Source organism: Sagittula marina (assembly GCF_014196795.1).
Classification (GTDB): Bacteria; Pseudomonadota; Alphaproteobacteria; order Rhodobacterales; family Rhodobacteraceae; genus Sagittula; species Sagittula marina.
Genome location: NZ_JACIEJ010000001.1, coordinates 450,254 through 470,720, shown reverse-complemented (window position 1 = coordinate 470,720; position 20,467 = coordinate 450,254). Strand labels below are relative to the sequence as shown.

The following is a 20,467-nucleotide window of genomic DNA, read 5'->3' as shown; positions in this document are numbered from 1 at the left end:
AAAAGGGGGTTGGCCCCGACCCTCCCGAGCCGGGGCACGGGATCATTCCGCGCAGTCGGGAATGTCGTAGCCGGCCTCTTCCCACGCGGCGATGGCCCCGGGGTGGTACTTGAGGCTGAGCTGCCCGCAAAAGCCGGTGGCCCGCTGTTCCACCACGTCAAAGTTCACGTTCCCCGCGTAGGGCGCGCGCTTTTCCAGCTCCGGGATCGACGCGATATAGGCGGCGGTGATCTCCTTGACCAAGGCCTCGTCCATATCCGCATGGACCATCGCCGCAAACGGGACGCCCGGCGACCGGAAAACCCCGTCCTCCGAAATCAGCGTCACGCCTTGGTCCGGACCGTAGCCCATGTCCTCCTCGCGGACCTCGACCGGCGCGTTGCCCGGCGCGGACAGGAACCGCTGCATGCCCTCGCTTTCCCAGATGTCCTTGGGGAATGACACGATGTTCACGTCGCCCGCTGACAGCGCGGCGATCACACGATCCGATGGCATGGTGATCGGCACCATGAAGGCTTCGGCCGACCCATCGACAAGGGAGGTCATCAGCTGCCCCCAGTTGGTCTGCACGCCGGTATAACCTTCGCCTTCCTTCAACCCGCCAGAGCCGAGCATCAGCGTCTGCCGTCCAACCGTCAGCGCCGCGCCACGGGGCGGGCCGTTCCAGATGGTGCGCCCTTCGATATCGCTATAGCTCTTGATGCCCGACGCCACCGGCGCGAAGAGGCCATATGCCCCCGCGTTAAACGGCGCGATGGCGCGAATGTTGCCCGCCAGAGCCTTGCCGTCTTCGCCCAGCGCGCTGAACGGGCCACGACCGTTTTCCAACAGGAAATACAGGATGGTCGGCGCGGTCACGATGTCGGATTTGCCCTCGCCGACGTTGACGATGGAATTCGTCGCGGTCTGCCCTTCCTGCACCTGCATGTCGGCCAGCCCGTCTCGCGACAGAACATCGGCCAGATGCAACATCATCAGATGCGGCGAATTCCCCGCCGAAGACGTCTCGGCGCTCAGGTTCGCTTGCGCATGTGCACCGCCCGCAGCCAGCGCCATCGCGCCTGCCAGAAGGGCCCTCTTCATCAGTCCAGCCATGTTTTCCTCCCTATGGTCCGGTTGCGGCCTTGCCGCTTATGTCGTCATGTCCGGGGCTTTGCGGCCCCGATACTTCGCCGTCAGCGCATCGGGCAGCTCGTCCTCCTCGACGATGCCGATCAGCACCCCAGTCCGTCCCGGCCCGGCTGTGCGGGCCTTGCGGATCTCCTCACTGGTGATGGTGGTGCGCGCCGCCGGCCGCCGCGCCCAGGCGTCCAGCCGCGCATACATCTCGTCGATGACCGCTGCATGATCGGCACTGGCGCCAAGATCCGTCACCTCGTCGGGATCATTCACCAGATCGAACAGCATCGGGCGATGCCCCGACTCGAAATGGATCATTTTCCACGCCTTGGTGGCGACCATCATCATCCGCGCTTCTTTGGGATCAAGGTCCAGTTTCCCCGCCAGAGGACTGCTCGAATAGTCATATTCGCAGATCACCTGTTCGCGTTCTGCCGGGTGTCCTCCACGCAAGAGCGGCAACAGCGACGTGCCCTCCAGAACGTGATCCAGCTTGTCGGCGTCGCCGCCCGCCACCTCAACAAAGGTGGGAAGGAAGTCGAGACATTCCACCAGCGCATCGCTGACCGTGCCGCGCGTGGCATCGGCCTCTGGCGCAGGGTCATACACGATCAGCGGCACCTTGACCGACGCATCGTGGAAAAACGTCTTCTCCCCCATCCAGTGATCGCCCATGAAATCGCCATGGTCGGAGGTCACGACGATCATCGTGTCCCGCATCCGGCCCGAGGTTTCGAGATAGTCGAACAGCACGCCCATCTGGTCGTCGCACTGCTTGATCAGCCCCATATAGGCGCCCAGAACCTTGTCCCGCACATCATCGCGCGAGAACGCCTTGCCGATGACCGACTGCTGAAAGCCCCGGAACACCGGGTGATCCGTGTCACGCTCCGCCTCCGTGCGCACCGGCGGCAGGAAATCCTCCGGCCCATACATGGAGGCGTATGGCTCCGGCACGATATAAGGCCAGTGCGGCTTGATATAGGACAGGTGGCAGCACCACGGACCGTCCGTCTGCTCCATGAACTCGATGCCCCGGCGCGTCAGGTAGGGGGTCTCCGAATCGTCCTCGCGGATATTGGCCGCCTTGTCGGAGTTTTCGAGGAACCAGCCCGACAGCACATTGCCCTCGTCGTCACGCGCCGAATTGGCAAAGTCATGCCACGGGTTGTCCGACTCATACCCCTTGTCGCGCAGATATTCGTTGTATTTCAGCGCGCCGCCTTCGTCATACAGACCGTCCGGCCCCTCCGGGCGCATCCCGTCGTCACGTTCGAACACGTCGAACCCGCATTCGCTGACCCGTGCGCCGATCACCGAATCCGGCTCCAGCCCCAGCCGCCGCATCCCTTCGGAATCAGCCGCCATATGGGTCTTGCCCACCAGCGTACAGCTCATGCCAAGATCACGCAGGTGGTCGCCCATGGTCAGTTCCCCAACCTTCAGCGGCGTATTGTTCCAACTCGCCCCGTGGGAATGCACATAGCGCCCGGTATAGGTCGACATCCGCGACGGCCCGCACAGCGGCGACTGGATGATGCACCGGTTGAACCGCACGCCCTTCGACGCCAGCCGATCGAGATGAGGGGTCTGCAAAGACGGATGCCCGTAGCACGACAGGTAATCCCATCGCAGCTGATCGAACATGATGAAAAGGATATTCTTCGGTGCCGCCATGTGCTCCGGTGCCCTCCCTGAAACGGTATCAGTGCCCTCCCCGGCACCCTTCTTTCCCAGACTAGCCTGTTAAATCACCTCAGGAGAAATAGAATTCGTGATGCACCTATATCAAAACGGGCATGTCACGCATACACCTTCGCGGCCAAACGCACCTCTGCGGCAAAGGCCTCCGCCGCCGGGCTCAGCCCGCGGCCTGTGCGATAGGATATGCCGACCGACGACACCAGTTCCTCGCCCGTGATGTCCAGAACAACGAACTCGCCAGCCGCGATCTCCTGCCGGATGGCCCCCAGCGGAACGGCCGCTACCGCCTCCGAGCGGCGCAACAACGCGCGGGTGAACTCGAAGGAGACCGTCTCGATCACATTGGGAAAGGCGTTGATGCCGCGCGCCGTGGCGAACTTGTCCAGCTCCCGCCTGATGATGGTTCCGGGCAGGGGCAGCACGATCAGCCCCTCCGCCACCTCGCCCAGCGTCACCACCTCCGCCCGTGCGGCCAGCGGATGATCCGCGCGCACCGCAAAGACGATCGCCTCGGTGAACAAATGCTCGAACGACACGCCTTCCATGTGGTTCAAACTTAGAAGCCGCCCCAGCAGCATGTCGATGTCGCCGCGGTTCAACCGCTCGATCAGCTCCGGCACGGTGGCCCAGTGCAAGGATAAAGGCACGTCCGGCCTTGCGGCCTTGAACGTGGCGGCGGCCTCGACCCCGATTGTGCGTGCCACATTGGGCAGCATCCCCACGGAGACACGCGCCCCTTGCTTGATCGGACGCAAGCCCTCGGCGATCTGCGCCATGGCCGGGTCAAGATGCCGGTGCAGCCGCGTGCCCACCTCCGTCAGCGTCAATTCCCGCCCACCCCGCAGGAACAAGGGTGCGCCCACCAGCGCCTCCAACTCCGCCAGCGACCGCGATACGGCGGGCTGCGAGCTGTGCATTTCTTCCGCCGCAGCGGTCATGGACCCGGTCCGCGCGGTCGTCAAAAAGCACCGCACATGCCGCATCCGCAAGCGTGCCGCGATGTCCCGAGCGGTCATGGTCGCACCTGTTTTTGCGATAAATTCATAACAAACCCTCCCCGCCGGTCAGCGTTGCGCGAAACGCCCCGGCCTCGCAAGGGCAACCCTATCGAACAAGAGAGCCGCGCCCAGTTATGCGCCAAACGGCAGGTTGCCAGCCAAACGAAGCGATTACAGGCTTGGCCGAAACCGTCTTTAACATCATGCCCTTCGTACCCGATCCTGCCCCTGACAACTGACGCAATATCCTGCGCTGCTAAATGATGGGGCAGCCGCTCGCTGAAGGGGTTGCCGATACCCCGCCCGATATCCTGCGGTGCGTCGAGACCGAATTAACCTCCAAGCTGCCCCGGGGTATCGAGACAATCAAAGTTCGAATGCAAACCAATGGTGACACCATTGGCGATCCCGGCATCTTCACCATGGATGATTTCGAGACCGGCCCGGCCGTTCCGGCCATCGCGACTGGCACGCTCAACAGCAATGCCGCGAACACCCGCCCTCCGCCCGGCCTGCGGAGGCCGCAACTGCGAGGAGGCCCACTGTTCGGGTCCGCTTTCAGCTGGCTGCAATCTTGCCCAGCTTCAGATTCGATTTCCCGTTGAGGACCGGCAGTGGCCTAGCGCCTGTCCGCAGATGCCCATGGCGAACTCTACGAATTTTTTTCAAATGACAGGAAATACCGATGATCCTAGAAAAGCAAAAGCGCCAACCGACATGTCGATAGGCGCCGAACTTATCTTAAAAACGACAACCTGATTGTCGCCCATCAAGGATGGTACAGTGGTGAGCCGTGCAGGATTCGAACCTGCGGCCAACTGATTAAAAGTCAGTTGCTCTACCAACTGAGCTAACGGCCCACTGTGTGACGCGGTGTCTAAAAGGAACGGCCGATACCGTCAACCCTGTTTTCCGGCTTTTTGTCACGGAACCTACATTTTTCTCGAAGCTCATGTTTTTCAAATGAAAAACGTCTGCCGAGAGAGGTCGTCGATACCCACACCGTCCGGTTGCAGCGCCGCGGTAACGCGCGGACATGACGCCCCCGGATTGCTTCGGGACATGTGTCGACGCTTCGCCCAGTGACCTCTTGTGCCGCGGCCGCGTCGAACGCTTTGAGGCGCTCGACCTCGGTCACCACGTCATCAAACGACGCCTTCGACGGCAGCTCGCCCGGCCAGGTTTCGCCCTCCTCAACCGCAAAGCCCACGTCGCGTGGCAAGGCATCCGGGTCGTGGGACGCGGCCAAGCCGGGCAACCCAAAGACCTCACTCAAGGCACGAGCCTCCTGCCGGAACCAGTGCCTCGGCACCGAAATGCAGAATGCACGCGGCGCGCACGCTTCGACACACCCGGCAAGGCGCGGCAATGTTCCCCATCGGCCAGAGGAGGATGGCGCGCAGGCGCGACACGCGCACCGGTGCCGATGCGACGCAAACGCGGGCAAGATCTGAGCTTCACGACCAAATCGTTTCATCCTCGAATTGATCTAAAAACTGCACGTAAAGCCTCCTCCGCCCCCGGTTCACGACACTGTAACAGGCCGCGCTGACCTCTGGCGAAACCCATCTGACAGGCGTATAGGCGCGGACATGGACCAGACGCGCACACAGACCGGATTGCCCTTCATGAAGATGCATGGCCTCGGGAACGACTTTGTCGTGATCGACGCCCGTGCGCAGCCTGTCGAGGTCACGCCCGCACTCGCAAAGAAACTGGCCGACCGGCATATGGGCGTGGGCTTTGACCAACTCGCCCTCATCGAGGACGGCGGCAATGCCGACGCGCATCTGGTGTTCCTGAACTCCGACGGCTCCACCTCGGCGGCCTGCGGCAACGCCACCCGCTGCATCGCGCGCTTTCTGATGGATGAGACCGGGCGCGACGCGCTGACCCTGACCACCACCCACGGTGCGCTTCGGGCGGTGGACGCGGGCAACGGCCTGACCTCGGTGAACATGGGGCCGCCGGTGCTCGACTGGGCCGCGATCCCGCTGGCGCGCGATGTGGACACCCTGCATTTGCCCATCGACGGCGACCCGGTGGCGACCTCCATGGGCAACCCGCATTGCACCTTCTTCGTGGACGACGCCGAGGCCGTGGACCTCACCACCTTTGGCCCCGGGATCGAACATGACCCGCTTTACCCCGAGCGCACCAACGTACAGGTCGCCTCCCTCGTCGGTGAAAACCACTTGCGGATGCGCGTCTGGGAACGCGGCGCGGGTCTGACGCTGGCGTCTGGCTCCTCCTCCTGCGCGACCGCCGTGGCCGCCGCACGCCGTGGCATCACCGGGCGCGCGGTGCGCATCGACCTCGACGGCGGCACGTTGCACGTGGACTGGCGCGAGGACGGCGTCTGGATGACCGGCCCAACCGCGCATGTCTTTACCGGCGTGCTGACCCCGGAGTGGCTGAGCCATGACTGACGCACCCAAATTCACCACCCTCGGCTGCCGCCTGAACGCATATGAGACCGAGGCCATGAAGCGCCTCGCCCAAGACGCAGGCCTCACCGACGCGATGATCGTGAACACCTGCGCCGTGACCTCCGAGGCCGTGGCCAAGGCGCGCAAGGAAATCCGCCGCCTGCGTCGCGAAAACCCCGATGCGCCGCTGATCGTCACCGGCTGCGCCGCGCAGATCGACCCGGAATCGTTCAGTGCCATGGACGAGGTGAGCCACGTCATCGGCAACACCGAAAAGCTCGACCCGCAGACCTGGACCCGCCTCACGCCGAACTTCATCGGCGAGACAGAGCGCGTGATGGTCAACGACATCATGTCCGTGCAGGAAACCGCAGCCCATCTGATCGACGGCTTCGGCACACGCTCGCGCGCCTACGTGCAGGTGCAAAACGGCTGCGACCATCGCTGCACCTTCTGCATCATTCCCTACGGTCGCGGCAATTCCCGTTCCGTTCCGGCGGGCGTGGTGATCGACCAGGTCAAGCGCCTCGTGCAGGAAGGCTTCAACGAAGTCGTCCTGACCGGCGTCGACCTTACCTCCTGGGGCGCGGACCTGCCGGGTGAACCCCGCCTTGGCGATCTCGTCATGCGCATCCTGAAGCTGACCGACGTGCCGCGCCTGCGCATTTCCTCCATCGATTCGATCGAGGCGGACGACAACCTGATGCAGGCCATCGCCACCGAACCCCGCCTGATGCCGCACCTGCACCTGTCGCTCCAGCACGGCTCTGACCTGATCCTGAAGCGGATGAAGCGCCGCCACCTGCGCGACGACGCCATCGCCTTCACCGAAGAGGCGCGCAAACTGCGCCCCGGCATCACCTTTGGCGCGGACATCATCGCCGGCTTCCCGACGGAGACCGACGACCACTTTGCCGACTCGCTCAGCCTTGTGGAGGCCTGCAACCTTACATGGCTGCACGTCTTCCCCTACTCCGCACGGCCCGGCACGCCTGCGGCGAAGATCCCGCACCGCGTCGACGGCCCCACGATCAAAGACCGCGCCGCCCGCCTGCGCGCCGCGGGCGAGGCCGCCGTCGCCCGTCACTTCAGCGCCCAGCGCGGCCAGACCCATCGCATCCTGATGGAGGCCCCGGACATGGGCCGGACCGAGCAATTCGCCGAGGTCAGCTTTGCCACGCCGCAACCCGTGGGTCAGATCATCAACGCGCGGGTAACCGGCCACAAGGGCAATCGCCTGACCGCGACCCCCTGTTGACGCCGGGCCATAGTCGCGCGCCCATCTGAGCGCGCGGGCTTTACCCAGCGGCAGCATCGTGAGACCCATATGGAAACGACAGGGGACAGCCGATGCACCCGAATCCCAACTTTCGCAAAACCAACCCCGCTGCGGCCATCGCCTTTGCCCGCGCCCGCAGCTTTGGCATTCTGACCGCCTCGACCGAGGGCGCGCCGCTTCTGGCGCACATCCCCTTCCTGCTCGACGAGGGGGGCACCGAGGCACAGCTGCACCTTGCCCGATCCAACCCCATCGCACGCATCTGCACGGAGGCGCCCCTGCCGGTCACGCTCGCCGTGTCTGGCCCGGATGGTTACGTCTCCCCCGATTGGTACGGGATCGACGATCAGGTGCCGACGTGGAACTACGTCGCCGTCCACCTGACCGGCCTTCTGCACCCGCTGCCCGCCGACGCCCTGCCAAGGATGCTCGCCGCGCAATCCGCCGCCTTCGAGGAGTACATCCCCGGCAAGGCCCCCTGGACCATGGACAAGATGACGGCAGAGACCACCGACCGCTTCATGCGCATGATCCTGCCGTTCCGGTTGCAGGTCACGGACCTGCACAGCACGTTCAAGCTGAACCAGAACAAACCCGACGCGGTCCGCCAACGCGCGGCCCGTCATGTGCAGGACGGCTTTGGAATGGAGCTGGAGCAGCTGAGCGACCTCATGTGCGCGCCCCCGCAGGACGGATGACATACAACCGGAGGCAAAGCATTTGGATCAATTGCGTTCCGTCCTGAAATCCGCCATGACACCGCAATGAGCACCGCATCCCTCCAGACCCGCGCCCTCCTCGTGCACCTGTTGACCGCCACCGGCGCGGTCTTTGCCATGCTGGCCCTGCTGGCCGCCGCGCAGGAGGACTGGTCCGTCATGTTCCTCTGGCTGGTGGTGGCCTTCGCCGTGGATGGCGTGGACGGCCCGCTGGCGCGCAAATACGACGTAAAGGTCAACGCCCCCCGGTTTGACGGCGTGCTGCTCGACCTCATCATCGACTACCTGACCTACGTGTTCATCCCGGCCTTTGCCCTGTTCCAAAGCGGCCTGCTGCCCGGCTGGACCGGCTGGTTGGCCATCATCGTCATCACCTTTGCCTCCGCGATGTATTTCGCCGACAGCCGGATGAAGACAACGGACAACTCGTTTCAGGGCTTCCCCGGATGTTTCAACATGCTGGTGCTGGTCATGTTCGCGGTGCAGCCCGGTTTCTGGGTCATCATGGGGCTTGTGCTCCTGCTGTCCGTGGCGATGTTCCTGCCGCTGAAGTTCATTCATCCCGTGCGGACGGAACGCTGGCGCAAGGTGTCTCTGCCCATCGCGCTGGCCTGGACCTTCTTTGCAGGCTGGGCCGCCTGGGTCGATTTCCACCCCGAAAGCTGGGCGCACTGGGGCCTGATCGTGACCTCTGTCTACCTGATCCTCGTTGGCATGGCACAACAGCTCATCCCTCTGCGCGACGCAACGTAAACCCAAACCTTACCGAAAAATATTTACGTGCAACGGCTTTGGCCGACCCGAATCGCGATCCGGGTTAACAACCAACCGGTTTTTACTGCCTAACCGGTCGGTTCGCAGGTTAATGCCCTCCACAAATGGGTTAAGTTCTGTTTACCCTTTGTGGCATCCCCCCAAGGCCACCCCAACATATGGCAGCAAAACAGCGCACGCAGGGTTAACCCCACCGTGCGCTGCCCTCTTGCACCGGCCTCAAACCGCGCAATTAACCCTCAGGCCAGATCGCGAATCGCCGGATAGCTGGCGCGATACGCGGCAAAGGCCTCGGCATAGGCCTCCTTCAATTCCGCCACGGGCTGAACAGTGGCCCGCACCTCCGGCTTCACCATGATCTCGTCGACCGATCCGGCGCCGCAGCCCACCATGGCCAGTCGCGCAGCGCCCAGCGCCGCCCCGAAATCGCCCGCCGCCGGCAGGTCCAGCGGCTTGCCCAGCACCGTCGCGATGGTCTGCACCCAGTAGGACGAGGCCGTCCCGCCGCCGATCGCCAACAGGCTGCGCAAGTCCGCGCCGGTCTTTTCCAAGGCCAAGGCACAATCGGCCAGCGCAAAGGCCACGCCCTCCATCACCGCCTGTGTCATGGCGCGACGATCCGTCGCCTGCTCGATGTTCAAAAAGCCGCCACGCACACGCGCATCATTGTGCGGCGTCCGCTCGCCCGACAGATACGGCAGGAACCGCAGCCGCGCCGGGCCGGTGATCTCCTCGCCCAATTCGCGCGACAGATCCGCCGGCGACGCGCCTGTCACGCGGCTCAACCAGTTCAGCGAATCCGTCGCTGCAAGGATCACGCCCATCTGATACCACTGGCCCGGCACCGCGTGGCAAAACGTGTGCACAGCACTTTCCGGCAGGGGCGCATAGCCATCACGCCCAGTCAGCAAAACGCCAGAAGTTCCCAGCGAAACAAAGCCTTCGCCCTCCTTCATGGCCCCGACACCACAGGCCGACGCCGCGTTGTCCCCGGCCCCGCCGACGACGGAAACGGTCCCTTTCATGCCCCATTTCTGCGCCAGATCAGGCCGCAGCGTGCCGCCAACCTCTGACCCTTCCACCAACCGAGGCATCTGCCCCCGCGTCATGCCGCCGGCGCCCAGCAGCACCTCGGACCAATCCCGCGCGCCCACATCCAGCCAGGACGTACCGGCACTGTCCGACATATCGGCAAACAGCTCACCCGTGAGGTGATGGTTCATGTATCCGGCAGGCAGCAAGACGGTCGCCACACGCTCGAACAATTCCGGCTCATGCGCCGCCATCCATGCCAACTTTGGGGCGGTAAACCCCGGAAACACGATGTTGCCTGACAGCGCGCGCACCTGATCCGTGCCATCCAGCGCCGCCGCCTCGGAAAAACTGCGCGTGTCATTCCACAGGATGCAGGGCCGCAAAACCGACCCGGCCGCATCCAGACAAACCGCGCCGTGCATGTGACCAGACACACCGATCCCCTGCACCGCTGCCATCTCGCCGGGATGCTGCGCCGCCATCTGCGTCAGCACCTTGTCCACCGCAGCAACCCAAACCGCAGGGTCCTGCTCGGACCAACCCGCGTGAGGGTTCGCCGTCGCGTAGCTTTCCGAAACGGAATCCACCGGCACACCCGCGCCATCCACCAACAGCGCGCGCAGCCCCGAAGTCCCAAGGTCCAGTCCAAGATACATGCCATGCCTCCATGTTTGCGCTCACACAAACACCAAAGCAGCCCATCAAGTCAAACCGAAGCCCTCGGGTTTCCTTGCTTTCCAGATCCTCAAGCCCACCGGGGCCTCCGGACGCACACGCCGCCCCCCAAAGCGCACCGATGAAAAAAAGCGGGCGCGGATCGTCAGATCCGCGCCCGCCCCCGGCGATGAGCATGGCTCAGCGCAAAACCTTACTTCGACGCAGCTTCCATGGCATCCAAACGTGCTTTGAGCGCTGCGTTTTCTTCGCGGGCCTTCTGGGCCATACCACGCACCGCGTCGAATTCTTCGCGGGTCACGAAGTCACGATCCGCCAACCAGCGGTCGATCATGCCTTTCATGGCGGTTTCCGCCTCGTCTTTTGCTCCCTGCGCGACGCCCATGGCGTTGGTCATCAGCTGAGAAATATCGTCAAATACCTTGTTGCGCGTCTGCATAACATCACTCCGGGTTGCGTTCCCAACCTATATGGGCTGCAAAGCGCCAATCCTCAAGGTTGACCTCCCACGTGATCCAACGGCAAGAGACGCATATGATCGCAGCCATCCCCTTCCCCGACCTCTCGTCCGAACTCTTCTCCATCGAGATCTTCGGCATGACCTTCGCCCTGCGCTGGTACGCGCTGGCCTATATCGCGGGCATTCTCATCGGCTGGCGTATCGCCGTCACAGCCGTCAAACGCGCGCAGCTTTGGCCCGGCAACCATCCCCCCGCCACCCCCACGCAGATCGAAGACCTGCTGACATGGATTATCCTCGGGGTGATCCTGGGCGGACGCTTCGGGTATGTGTTTTTCTACAATGCGCCCTACTATCTCGCGCATCCGCTGGAGATCCCGATGATCTGGCAAGGCGGGATGGCGTTTCACGGCGGCCTTCTCGGTGTCGTGATCGCGACCTGGATCTGGTGCCTGCGAAACCGCGCGCCGATCCTGTCCACTGCCGACCTGCTGGCGATGGCCACACCGCCGGGGCTGCTGCTCGGCCGTCTGGCCAACTTCGTCAACGCCGAGCTCTGGGGCCGTCCGACAGACCTGCCCTGGGGCGTGATCTTTCCCGGCGCTGCGGCGCAAAACTGCGGCCAGGCCGCCGGAGAGCTCTGCGCCCGCCACCCCTCTCAGCTGTACGAAGCAGGCCTCGAAGGCCTCCTGCTTGGCCTGCTGCTACTTGTTCTGGCGTGGCGTGGCGCGTTGAAACGTCCCGGCGTGATCGCGGCCACCTTCTTCATCGGCTACGCCTGTGCGCGCATTTTCGTGGAATTCTTTCGCCAGCCCGATGCTCAATTCACGTCTGACACCGACGCAGTAGGCTACGCGCTGCAATTCGGCGGTGCGGGTGTGACGCAAGGCCAGTTGCTGAGCTTTGCCATGATCGTTGCGGGCCTCGTCTTTATCCTGCGGTCGCGGCGCACATGACCCCGCTGCAGGACATCCTGACCCGACAGATCAGCCGCACCGGCCCCCTCTCGCTGGCCGAGTACATGGGCCTGTGCCTGTCGCACCCGGAACACGGCTACTACACCACCCGCGATCCGCTGGGCGTTGCGGGGGACTTCACCACCGCCCCCGAAATCAGCCAGATGTTCGGCGAGCTTCTGGGCCTCGCCCTCGCGCAAAGCTGGCTGGACCAAGGGGCACCATCGCCCTTCATCCTCGCCGAACTCGGCCCCGGTCGTGGCACGCTGATGGCCGACATGCTGCGTGCCACAGCCCGCGTTCCCGGGTTTCAGGACGCCGCCCGGCTGCACCTCGTCGAAACCTCCCCCGCTTTGCGCCGCGAACAGGCACAACGGCTGCCCGGCGCCTCCTTTCACGCCAGCCTGTCCGATCTGCCCGAAGGTCCGCTCTGGCTCGTAGCGAACGAGTTTTTCGACGCCCTGCCCATTCGCCAGTTCCGACGCCACGCCAACGGCTGGCAAGAGCGCGTGGTCGGCCTCAAGGACGACCGGCTGACGCTCGGCCTCACCGACCCCGCCCCGGTGGAGGCGCTGGACCACCGGCTCGACACCACCACCGAGGGGCAGATCGTCGAAACCTGCGCCTCTGCGCAGGCCTTGGCGCAGGACGTTGGACGACGCATTGCCGACCACGGCGGCGCGGCGCTGATCGTGGACTACGGCGGCTGGCGCAGCATCGGGGACACCTTCCAAGCGTTGCAAAAACACACCTCGGTCGACCCGTTCAAAACCCCCGGACAGGCCGATCTGACCGCTCATGTGGATTTCGAGGCGCTGGCCCATGCCGCCATGCCCGCCGCCCACACGTCCCCCACGCCGCAGGGCGTTTTCCTTGAAAGGCTGGGCATCACCGCGCGTGCGCAGGCGCTGGCCCGTGGCCTGAAAGGTGACGCGCTGGAAAGCCACATTGCCGCACATCGCCGGTTGACGCACCCCGATGAAATGGGGTCACTGTTCAAGGTGATGGCCCTTCACCCCGAAGGCACGCCCGCTCCACCCGCCCTCGACCCTCCTTTTCCGCTTCCATAGACTGCCACTCGCCATGACGCTCGAGATCATCACCGCCGACAGCCTGTCCCCCTTTCGCCACGGGTTCTTTACCCGGCGTGGCGGCGCGTCCTCTGGCGTGTTTTCCGGCCTGAACTGCGGGCCCGGGTCTTCGGACCAGTCAGAGATCGTGCAGATCAACCGCGCCCGCGTGGCCGACGCGATGGAGGTCGACATGCCCTCCCTCGTCACGGTGCATCAGGTGCATTCGGCCGACGCCGTGACCGTGGACGGGCCGATGTCCGACCCGCGCCCAAAGGCCGATGCGCTGGTGACAGCCACGCCCGGACTCGCGCTGGCCGTGCTGACCGCGGATTGCCAACCCGTGCTGTTCGCGGATGCCGACAACGGCGTGATCGGCGCGGCGCACGCCGGCTGGCGTGGCGCGCGCGATGGTGTGCTGGAGGCGACGATTGACGCCATGGTGGCCCTCGGGGCAGAGCGCGACAGCATTTGCGCCGCCATCGGCCCGTCCATCAGCCAGCGCGCCTACGAGGTCGGGCCGGAATTCTTCGAGGATTTCCTCGCCGAAGATATGGAAAACGCACGTTTCTTTGCCGGTGGCGAAGGCGACCGTATGCATTTCGACCTGCCCTCCTACGGGCTGCACCGGATGCGCGCCGCAGGGATAGAGGCGGAGTGGACACGCCACTGCACCTATGCCGACCCGGACCGCTTCTACTCCTTCCGCCGCGCGACTCACGCGAAGGAGGCGGATTACGGGCGGTTGATCTCTGCCATACGCCTCTGACCCACATACGCCTTTGACCCAAGGTGTTTCCGGCGCCGACCCGCTTCCGGAAACAATTGAATTGGCTCCGCGATATTATCCCATTCGGGTCACAAGTCCGCCCCATTTGAGGGGCAATTTCAGTCTCAACGCAGCAATGCACAGACATTGGCAGACAGACCGGAAGGACGCTAAAATGAAGACCCGTTTCATCAAGTCGATCGTCGCCACCGCCAAGGCAAACGAAACCACACGCATGCCGTGGGAACGCGGCACCGCGCGCTCGACCATGATCGCGTCGCGCAAGGCCCCGACGCCAAGCTCCCTCAAACGCGCCTGAAGGCTGATCATCACGCGAACGGACGGGCCGCAACACGCGTCCCCGTCATGACCCGCCCTCTAAGGTCCCAAACAGGACCGTGCTCACCGACCTTGCAGAAGACCGGGCCAGATCGCCTTCCGGCAACGACCGGCTTCAATGGCACCGGGCCGCGCCGGAGGCAAAGCTCGGAACGCCCAGCACCTTGGGCGAATCGATACACGCCTGTGCGCAGCCGATTCGCCTGATGTTTCGGCGGCTATGTTTACGGATAATGAACAATGGCACCGCTCAGCTTTGGATTAGGATGCGCAACAAACCGTTTTCCCGATCAATTTTGACTAACGCCGAGAATTGAGGCTTATTCGGCGCCAATGAAGACGCGTAACCGTCCTTCTGTCGTTGTTGGTGGGGGCCAGCACGGATGTGACCAGCCTATAAAAGGTATCACATGACCAGTTTCCATCGCGGGTTCGCGCCTGCTGTTTACCCGGGCGGCCCTGCCCTCCCCTCCGAACACACTCAACCGCTGCAAGACAGCGCCTCCCGAGCCGCGACACACATGCGCAAGTTCGAGATCGCCGTGCTGCGCCCCGATCTGTCGGTCGACTTCACCGAAATGCGCGCCCCGGCGACCCCGCTGTTCGAAGACTGCGCCGCAGCCTTTGCGCGCGGCACGCTGATCGACACGGTGCGCGGCCCTGTCGCGGTCGAGGACCTGATCCCCGGTGACTACATTCACACCGCAATGGGCCCGGAACCTATCGTCTGGATCGGCTCTACCAGTTACATCCCGAACCGCGCCGACGATGCCACCTCCCTGACCCGGCTGACCCGCGTGACGTCCGGTGCCATGGGGCCCGGTAATCCGCCGATGGACCTGTTGCTTGGACCGGCGGCGCGGATGATCGTCCGCCACGCCAAGCTGAGAACCCTGCTCGGCCAGGAGGCTGTGCTGGCCCCGGTGAAAGACTATACCGACGGCGACCGCTTCCTGAAGGTCATGCCAGGCGGGACCGTACAACTGTATCATCTGATGGTGAAACGGCACACAACGCTGAAGATCGGCGGTATGGAGATCGAAACCTTTCACCCCGGCAACGCCGCGAGCCAGCAGTTGGGGGCAAAGACGCGGGCGCTTTTCATGGCGATGTTCCCGCACCTCGAAGCGCTGGGTGACTTTGGTGAAACGTGCGCGACGCGCACCACACGCGAGGTCATCGACAGCCTCATCAACACCTGATCAGGCAAAACGCGCGGCGGGGAAAGCCCCGCCCACGTCATTCGCAATGCCGCAAGGTCGCGCCGTTTCAGCTCAGGCCGAGCGACTCAGCCGTTCTTCAAGCACATCAAAGGGCACGCCCGGCTCATCCTTGGCGCCGCGAATGACCAGCGACGTCTTTACGCTGGCCACATTCGGCGCGGTCAGCAGATCACCTGTCAGAAAGCTCTGAAACGTCGAAAGATCCGGCGCAACGCACTTCAGGATGAAATCCACTTCGCCGTTGAGCATATGGCACTCACGAACCAGCGGCCATTGGCGACAGCGCCCCTCGAACGTGGACAGATCCGTTTCCGCCTGACTTTGCAGACCGACCATGACGAAGACCTGAACCTCGAACCCCAGGGCGCGCGAATCAACGTCTGCGTGATAGCCTTGGATGTAGCCCTGCTCTTCGAGCACGCGAACACGGCGCAAACCACGCGAACACGGCGCAAACACGGCGGGGCAGATATGCCCACCCGCTTGGCCAGTTCAACATTCGTCATGCGCCCGTCAGCCTGCAATTCAGACAGGATTTTGCGGTCTATGGGATCGAGCCGGTGCGACGGCATTGAGTTCTCCAAAAATCTCATATGCGACGCGGCTTGCTGAAGCCGTTCAGGATTGACCTTGCCCGTCTGATACGGGAAACAGCGTCTTCCCGGGAAACACCTTCGCCCGTCGCGTTTTCGCGTTTGTTATACCAGCCGCAGGGGCACACGCAATAATATTTCGCGAATGCGCAATATTATTAAAGGTAACTCGGAAAACCGCCCAAATTGACCGCAGCCACGCCGCGCGCCTGTCGAGCCGCGCACGGGCCTCTCATTGCACACACCCACCCAGTGGTTATATGGCAAGGCGAAACACGACTGTCCGGAGGCACCCCATGTCCGATACCCGTCATACGAAGGTTCTTATCATCGGCTCCGGCCCGGCAGGTTACACCGCCGGTGTCTACGCCTCGCGCGCCATGCTGAACCCGCTTCTGGTGCAGGGGCTGGAACCCGGCGGCCAGCTGACAACCACAACCGAAGTGGAAAACTGGCCCGGTCACTCCGAGATCCAGGGCCCCGACCTGATGGTCAACATGGAGGCCCACGCCCGTGCCATGGGCACCGAGATTGTCGGCGACATCATCACCAGGATCGATTTCGACGTGCGTCCCTTTGTGGCTCATGGCGACAGCGGCACCACCTACACGGCCGATTCGATCATCCTTGCCACCGGGGCCCGCGCCAAATGGCTGGGGCTGGAGTCCGAAGAGGCCTTCAAGGGCTTTGGCGTCTCGGCCTGCGCCACCTGTGACGGCTTCTTTTATCGCGGCAAGGAAATCGTCGTGATCGGCGGTGGCAACACCGCAGTCGAAGAGGCGCTCTTCCTGACCAACTTCGCCTCCAAGGTGACGCTGATCCACCGCCGCGATGAACTGCGTGCCGAAAAGATCCTGCAAGACCGCCTGTTCAAACACCCCAAGGTCGAAACGCTCTGGCATCACCAGCTGGACGAAGTGGTCGGTGACGACATGCCCAAGGGTGTCACCGGCGTGAAGGTGAAGAATGTGAACACCGGAGAGATCAAGAACATCCCCTGCGCTGGCGTGTTTGTCGCCATCGGCCACGCCCCCGCCAATGAGCTGGTGAAGGACGTGCTGGAAACCCACATGGGCGGCTACGTGGTGACAAAGCCTGACAGCACCGAAACCTCCATACCCGGCATCTTTGCCGCCGGCGACCTGACCGATCACAAGTACCGTCAAGCGGTGACAAGTGCCGGCATGGGCTGCATGGCCGCGCTGGAAGCCGAGCGCTGGCTGGCCGAACAGGGGTTGGAGGATGCCTCGACCCCCGACAAGGACGAGACCGAGCCACTGGGCTACGGCGCGCCTGTCGAAGCTGGTCACTAAATACATAAGCCCCCGGCCCACGCGCCGGGGGTTCCCTTTTGCCCATAGCGGAGCACCCCATGTCCGATCACGACTACACCGCCCAGCGCGCCGAAACCCGCGCTGAATACGCAGAGCTGCGCGACGGCCCCGGCTTGCCGGAATTTGCCGACGTGGATTATTTCCTCATCCCCGACACGAAAAAAGACTGGGCTCCCCTGGCCGACGCGCTCGCCAAGGAAGGCTACGACTGCGAATGGGTGGAGGATGACGAGGAGTCCGATGAACCCTACCTGGTCGCCACGCTGTATGAGCAGATCATCTCGGCTGACGGCATCTGGCTTGGCGAAGAAGTGGCCACACGCATCGCCCTCGAACATGGCTTTCAGCCGGACGGCTGGGGCCTTCTGGGCGACGAAGACGACGAGTAACCCCAACGGCCTGGCGGGGCAGCACTGCCCCGCCTGCGCCTGAAACGCATGGATGATCCGCCGCGCAGCAGGCGGTTCATCGCGCACTCGCTTGAGCGCACAACACCTGCGAAGCAGCAATGCGGCGCGACGTCAGCCGACCATCGGCCAGCCCCGCCACGCCTCCGCACCCAAAATTTCAAAAACCACTGCTCACCTGCCCCGCCGTCCCCGGACGCGCGGCGCCACTGCTGCTTGCCCTCTGCTACCCACGTTCTTTCGCGCATAAAAACGCAATTGTTCCAAAATAATGGTTTTCTGCACCTGCAAATGGTGACATGTGTTCATCCGTGAACACACATTGAGTCTCCGGAATGAATGCGTACCCAAACCCGACGCCTGCCAAGGCCGTGACCCCGGAAGACGACCAGCTGTTTCGGCTGTTGCGTCAACTGGAGCGCGCGCCAGACGCCAGCCAGCGCGCCACTGCCGAGGCTCTCGGCGTGTCGCTCGGACGGCTGAACGCGCAGCTCAGGGCCGCATCCGAGGCCGACCTCATCGCTGTCACGGAGCGCAAAGGTCAGGATCGCCGTCAGCGGTTCGCCTATGCGCTGACCGACAAGGGCCACCAGACCAAGAACCGACTGGTCCAATCCTTTCTGACCCGGAAATTTGCCGAATATGCGGCACTGCACGCGGAGCTGACCGGCTCCGTGGGCGACCTGATGCCATTGAAGTACAGGAGCACCCTGATGCAATCCAACCTCGCCCCCATTCCGGAGCTGTATGTCTCCTACGACAGCGCCCAGAAGCTGAAAGTCGAAGCAGGTGACTTGACCTCGCACGATCTGACGCCGCGCCAGATCTGCGATCTGGAGCTGCTGATGAACGGCGGTTTCAACCCGCTGAAGGGCTTCCTGACCGAAGAAGACTACAACGGTGTTGTCGAGGACATGCGCCTCGCAAACGGCACCCTGTGGCCGATGCCGATCAACCTCGATGTGAGCGAAGCCTTCGCCGAGACCATCGAACTTGGTCAGGACATCGCGCTGCGCGACCAGGAGGGCGTGATCCTTGCCACCATGACCGTCACCGACAAATGGGTGCCGAACAAATCGCGCGAGGCCGAGAAGGTCTTTGGCGCGGACGACGAAGCGCACCCGGCCGTCAACTACCTGCACAACACCGCAGGCAACGTGTACCTTGGCGGCCCTGTCACCGGCATCCAGCAGCCCGTGCACTACGACTTCCGCGGTCGTCGCGATACGCCCAACGAGCTGCGCGCCTACTTCCGCAAGCTCGGCTGGCGCAAGGTGGTGGCCTTCCAGACCCGCAACCCGCTGCACCGCGCACACCAGGAACTGACCTTCCGCGCCGCGAAAGAGGCACAGGCCAACCTGCTGATCCACCCCATCGTCGGCATGACCAAGCCGGGCGACGTGGACCATTTCACCCGCGTGCGCTGCTACGAGGCCGTTCTGGACAAATACCCCCAGTCCACCACCAGCATGTCGCTGCTGAACCTCGCCATGCGCATGGCCGGCCCGCGCGAAGCCGTCTGGCACGGTCTGATCCGCGCCAACCACGGCTGCACCCACTTCATCGTTGGCCGCGACCACGCTGGCCCCGGCAAAAACTCCGCCGGTGAGGATTTCTACGGTCCCTACGACGCACAGGATCTGTACCGCGCCAACCAGTCCGAAATCGGCTGTGAAATGGTCGATTTCAAGCACATGGTCTACGTGCAGGAACGCGCCCAGTACGAGGCCGTCGACGAGATCGAAGACAAGGATGACATCACCATCCTCAACATTTCCGGCACCGAACTGCGTCGCCGCCTGCGCGAAGGACTGGAAATCCCCGATTGGTTCTCTTTCCCCGAAGTGGTCAAGGAGCTGCGCCGTACCTCCCCGCCGCGGTCGGATCAGGGATTCACCGTGTTCTTCACCGGCTTCTCCGGCTCCGGCAAATCGACCATCGCCAACGCGCTTATGGTCAAGTTGATGGAGATGGGGGGCCGTCCGGTGACGCTGCTCGATGGTGACATCGTGCGCAAGAACCTGTCGTCAGAGCTGGGCTTCTCCAAGGAGCACCGCGACCTGAACATCAAGCGGATCGGCTACGTGGCCTCCGAGATCACCAAGAACGGCGGCATCGCCATCTGCGCGCCCATCGCGCCCTACGCGGCCACCCGCCGCCACGTGCGCGAAGAGATCGAACAGTTCGGCGCCTTCATCGAAGTGCACGTCGCGACCTCGCTCGAAGAATGCGAACGTCGGGACCGCAAGGGCCTGTACAAGCTCGCGCGCGAAGGCAAGATCAAGGAATTCACCGGCATCTCCGATCCCTATGACGTTCCCACGAACCCCGAAATCGCCGTCGAGACCGAAAACCTGGATGTGGACAACTGCGCCCACCAAGTGATTCTGAAGCTCGAAAGCATGGGCCTGATCGCCGGGTGACAAACCACACCGCTTGAGGATGCGAAAAGGCCGGGCCACGCGCCCGGCCTTTTTTGCATCTGAACGTCTACGATTTGAACGAGTTGTTTGGGACTGCATGCCAATACGCGCGCTGAATTGCGTGCCCCTGAACGCTAACCGATGGCTGACAACAAGATTGG

The 20,467-nt window shown here is 63.4% G+C and carries 19 protein-coding genes, 1 tRNA gene and 1 pseudogene; 13 read left to right on the top strand and 8 right to left on the bottom strand.

From position 1 onward, the window contains the following. Window positions 1–42 precede the first annotated feature (42 nt). The 3 genes from GGQ68_RS02235 to GGQ68_RS02225 all read right to left on the bottom strand — a co-directional run bounded on the left by GGQ68_RS02235 (window position 43) and on the right by GGQ68_RS02225 (window position 3,839). Window positions 43–1,095: a TAXI family TRAP transporter solute-binding subunit gene (locus GGQ68_RS02235; RefSeq protein WP_183962757.1), complete on the bottom strand. Its 1,053-nt coding sequence runs from the start codon at window positions 1,093–1,095 to the stop codon at window positions 43–45. Window positions 1,096–1,131: 36 nt separating this feature from the next. Next, a complete protein-coding gene (locus GGQ68_RS02230; RefSeq protein WP_183962756.1) occupies window positions 1,132–2,796 on the bottom strand; it encodes a sulfatase-like hydrolase/transferase in 1,665 nt (554 codons plus the stop codon). Window positions 2,797–2,921: 125 nt separating this feature from the next. Then, complete coding sequence (locus GGQ68_RS02225; protein WP_246429217.1) at window positions 2,922–3,839, bottom strand: LysR substrate-binding domain-containing protein; 918 nt, start codon at window positions 3,837–3,839, stop codon at window positions 2,922–2,924. A 242-nt stretch (window positions 3,840–4,081) separates the two neighbouring features. Here GGQ68_RS02225 and GGQ68_RS02220 point away from each other — a divergent pair, with 242 nt between their 5' ends. Then, window positions 4,082–4,426, top strand: a complete 345-nt coding sequence (locus GGQ68_RS02220; RefSeq protein ID WP_183962755.1) for a hypothetical protein — start codon at window positions 4,082–4,084, stop codon at window positions 4,424–4,426. Between the two features lie 179 nt (window positions 4,427–4,605). Here GGQ68_RS02220 and GGQ68_RS02215 read toward each other — a convergent pair. Further along, window positions 4,606–4,681 (bottom strand) — tRNA-Lys (locus GGQ68_RS02215). A gap of 17 nt (window positions 4,682–4,698) precedes the next feature. Further along, window positions 4,699–5,097 (bottom strand): hypothetical protein, encoded by a 399-nt coding sequence (locus GGQ68_RS02210; protein WP_183962754.1) that lies wholly within the window; start codon window positions 5,095–5,097, stop codon window positions 4,699–4,701. A gap of 316 nt (window positions 5,098–5,413) precedes the next feature. Between GGQ68_RS02210 and dapF the strand changes: the two genes are divergently transcribed. The 4 genes from dapF (at window position 5,414) to GGQ68_RS02190 (ending at window position 9,001) form a co-directional block, all read left to right on the top strand. Further along, the gene (gene dapF, locus GGQ68_RS02205) at window positions 5,414–6,250 is read left to right on the top strand and encodes a diaminopimelate epimerase (protein WP_183962753.1); all 837 of its coding nucleotides are present in this window, start codon (window positions 5,414–5,416) and stop codon (window positions 6,248–6,250) included. Next, window positions 6,243–7,508: a tRNA (N(6)-L-threonylcarbamoyladenosine(37)-C(2))-methylthiotransferase MtaB gene (gene mtaB / locus GGQ68_RS02200; RefSeq protein WP_183962752.1), complete on the top strand. Its 1,266-nt coding sequence runs from the start codon at window positions 6,243–6,245 to the stop codon at window positions 7,506–7,508. Before dapF ends, mtaB begins: the two co-directional genes overlap by 8 nt. A gap of 92 nt (window positions 7,509–7,600) precedes the next feature. Beyond that, window positions 7,601–8,227: an FMN-binding negative transcriptional regulator gene (locus tag GGQ68_RS02195; RefSeq protein WP_183962751.1), complete on the top strand. Its 627-nt coding sequence runs from the start codon at window positions 7,601–7,603 to the stop codon at window positions 8,225–8,227. 66 nt (window positions 8,228–8,293) lie between these two features. After that, window positions 8,294–9,001 carry a CDP-alcohol phosphatidyltransferase family protein gene (locus tag GGQ68_RS02190; protein WP_183962750.1) on the top strand — a complete coding sequence of 236 codons (708 nt, stop codon included), beginning with the start codon at window positions 8,294–8,296 and terminating at the stop codon, window positions 8,999–9,001. 260 nt (window positions 9,002–9,261) lie between these two features. On the opposite strand, the gene xylB is transcribed toward GGQ68_RS02190, so the two are convergent. After that, on the bottom strand, window positions 9,262–10,713 hold the full coding sequence (gene xylB, locus GGQ68_RS02185) for a xylulokinase (protein ID WP_183962749.1): 1,452 nt from the start codon (window positions 10,711–10,713) through the stop codon (window positions 9,262–9,264). 212 nt (window positions 10,714–10,925) lie between these two features. Further along, the gene (locus GGQ68_RS02180) at window positions 10,926–11,171 is read right to left on the bottom strand and encodes an accessory factor UbiK family protein (RefSeq protein WP_183962748.1); all 246 of its coding nucleotides are present in this window, start codon (window positions 11,169–11,171) and stop codon (window positions 10,926–10,928) included. A gap of 95 nt (window positions 11,172–11,266) precedes the next feature. Between GGQ68_RS02180 and lgt the strand changes: the two genes are divergently transcribed. The 5 genes from lgt (at window position 11,267) to GGQ68_RS02155 (ending at window position 15,528) form a co-directional block, all read left to right on the top strand. Continuing rightward, window positions 11,267–12,148: a prolipoprotein diacylglyceryl transferase gene (gene lgt / locus GGQ68_RS02175; RefSeq protein ID WP_183962747.1), complete on the top strand. Its 882-nt coding sequence runs from the start codon at window positions 11,267–11,269 to the stop codon at window positions 12,146–12,148. Then, a complete protein-coding gene (locus GGQ68_RS02170) occupies window positions 12,145–13,218 on the top strand; it encodes a class I SAM-dependent methyltransferase (protein ID WP_183962746.1) in 1,074 nt (357 codons plus the stop codon). Before lgt ends, GGQ68_RS02170 begins: the two co-directional genes overlap by 4 nt. Window positions 13,219–13,231: 13 nt before the next feature. After that, complete coding sequence (gene pgeF / locus GGQ68_RS02165; protein WP_183962745.1) at window positions 13,232–13,987, top strand: peptidoglycan editing factor PgeF; 756 nt, start codon at window positions 13,232–13,234, stop codon at window positions 13,985–13,987. Window positions 13,988–14,162: 175 nt separating this feature from the next. Next, on the top strand, window positions 14,163–14,306 hold the full coding sequence (locus tag GGQ68_RS02160; RefSeq protein WP_183962744.1) for a hypothetical protein: 144 nt from the start codon (window positions 14,163–14,165) through the stop codon (window positions 14,304–14,306). A 430-nt stretch (window positions 14,307–14,736) separates the two neighbouring features. Then, window positions 14,737–15,528, top strand: a complete 792-nt coding sequence (locus tag GGQ68_RS02155) for a Hint domain-containing protein (protein ID WP_183962743.1) — start codon at window positions 14,737–14,739, stop codon at window positions 15,526–15,528. Between the two features lie 72 nt (window positions 15,529–15,600). Here the strand turns inward: GGQ68_RS02155 and GGQ68_RS02150 are convergent. After that, window positions 15,601–16,121 (bottom strand): annotated as a pseudogene (locus tag GGQ68_RS02150) (Lrp/AsnC family transcriptional regulator). Between the two features lie 317 nt (window positions 16,122–16,438). Here GGQ68_RS02150 and trxB point away from each other — a divergent pair. The 3 genes from trxB (at window position 16,439) to GGQ68_RS02135 (ending at window position 20,306) form a co-directional block, all read left to right on the top strand. Then, window positions 16,439–17,455 (top strand): thioredoxin-disulfide reductase, encoded by a 1,017-nt coding sequence (gene trxB / locus GGQ68_RS02145; RefSeq protein ID WP_183962742.1) that lies wholly within the window; start codon window positions 16,439–16,441, stop codon window positions 17,453–17,455. 59 nt (window positions 17,456–17,514) lie between these two features. Continuing rightward, entirely contained in the window at window positions 17,515–17,865 is a 351-nt protein-coding gene (locus GGQ68_RS02140; RefSeq protein WP_183962741.1) for a ribonuclease E inhibitor RraB, read from the top strand. Window positions 17,866–18,218: 353 nt separating this feature from the next. Then, complete coding sequence (locus tag GGQ68_RS02135; protein WP_183962740.1) at window positions 18,219–20,306, top strand: bifunctional sulfate adenylyltransferase/adenylylsulfate kinase; 2,088 nt, start codon at window positions 18,219–18,221, stop codon at window positions 20,304–20,306. The last annotated feature ends 161 nt before the right edge of the window (window positions 20,307–20,467 follow it).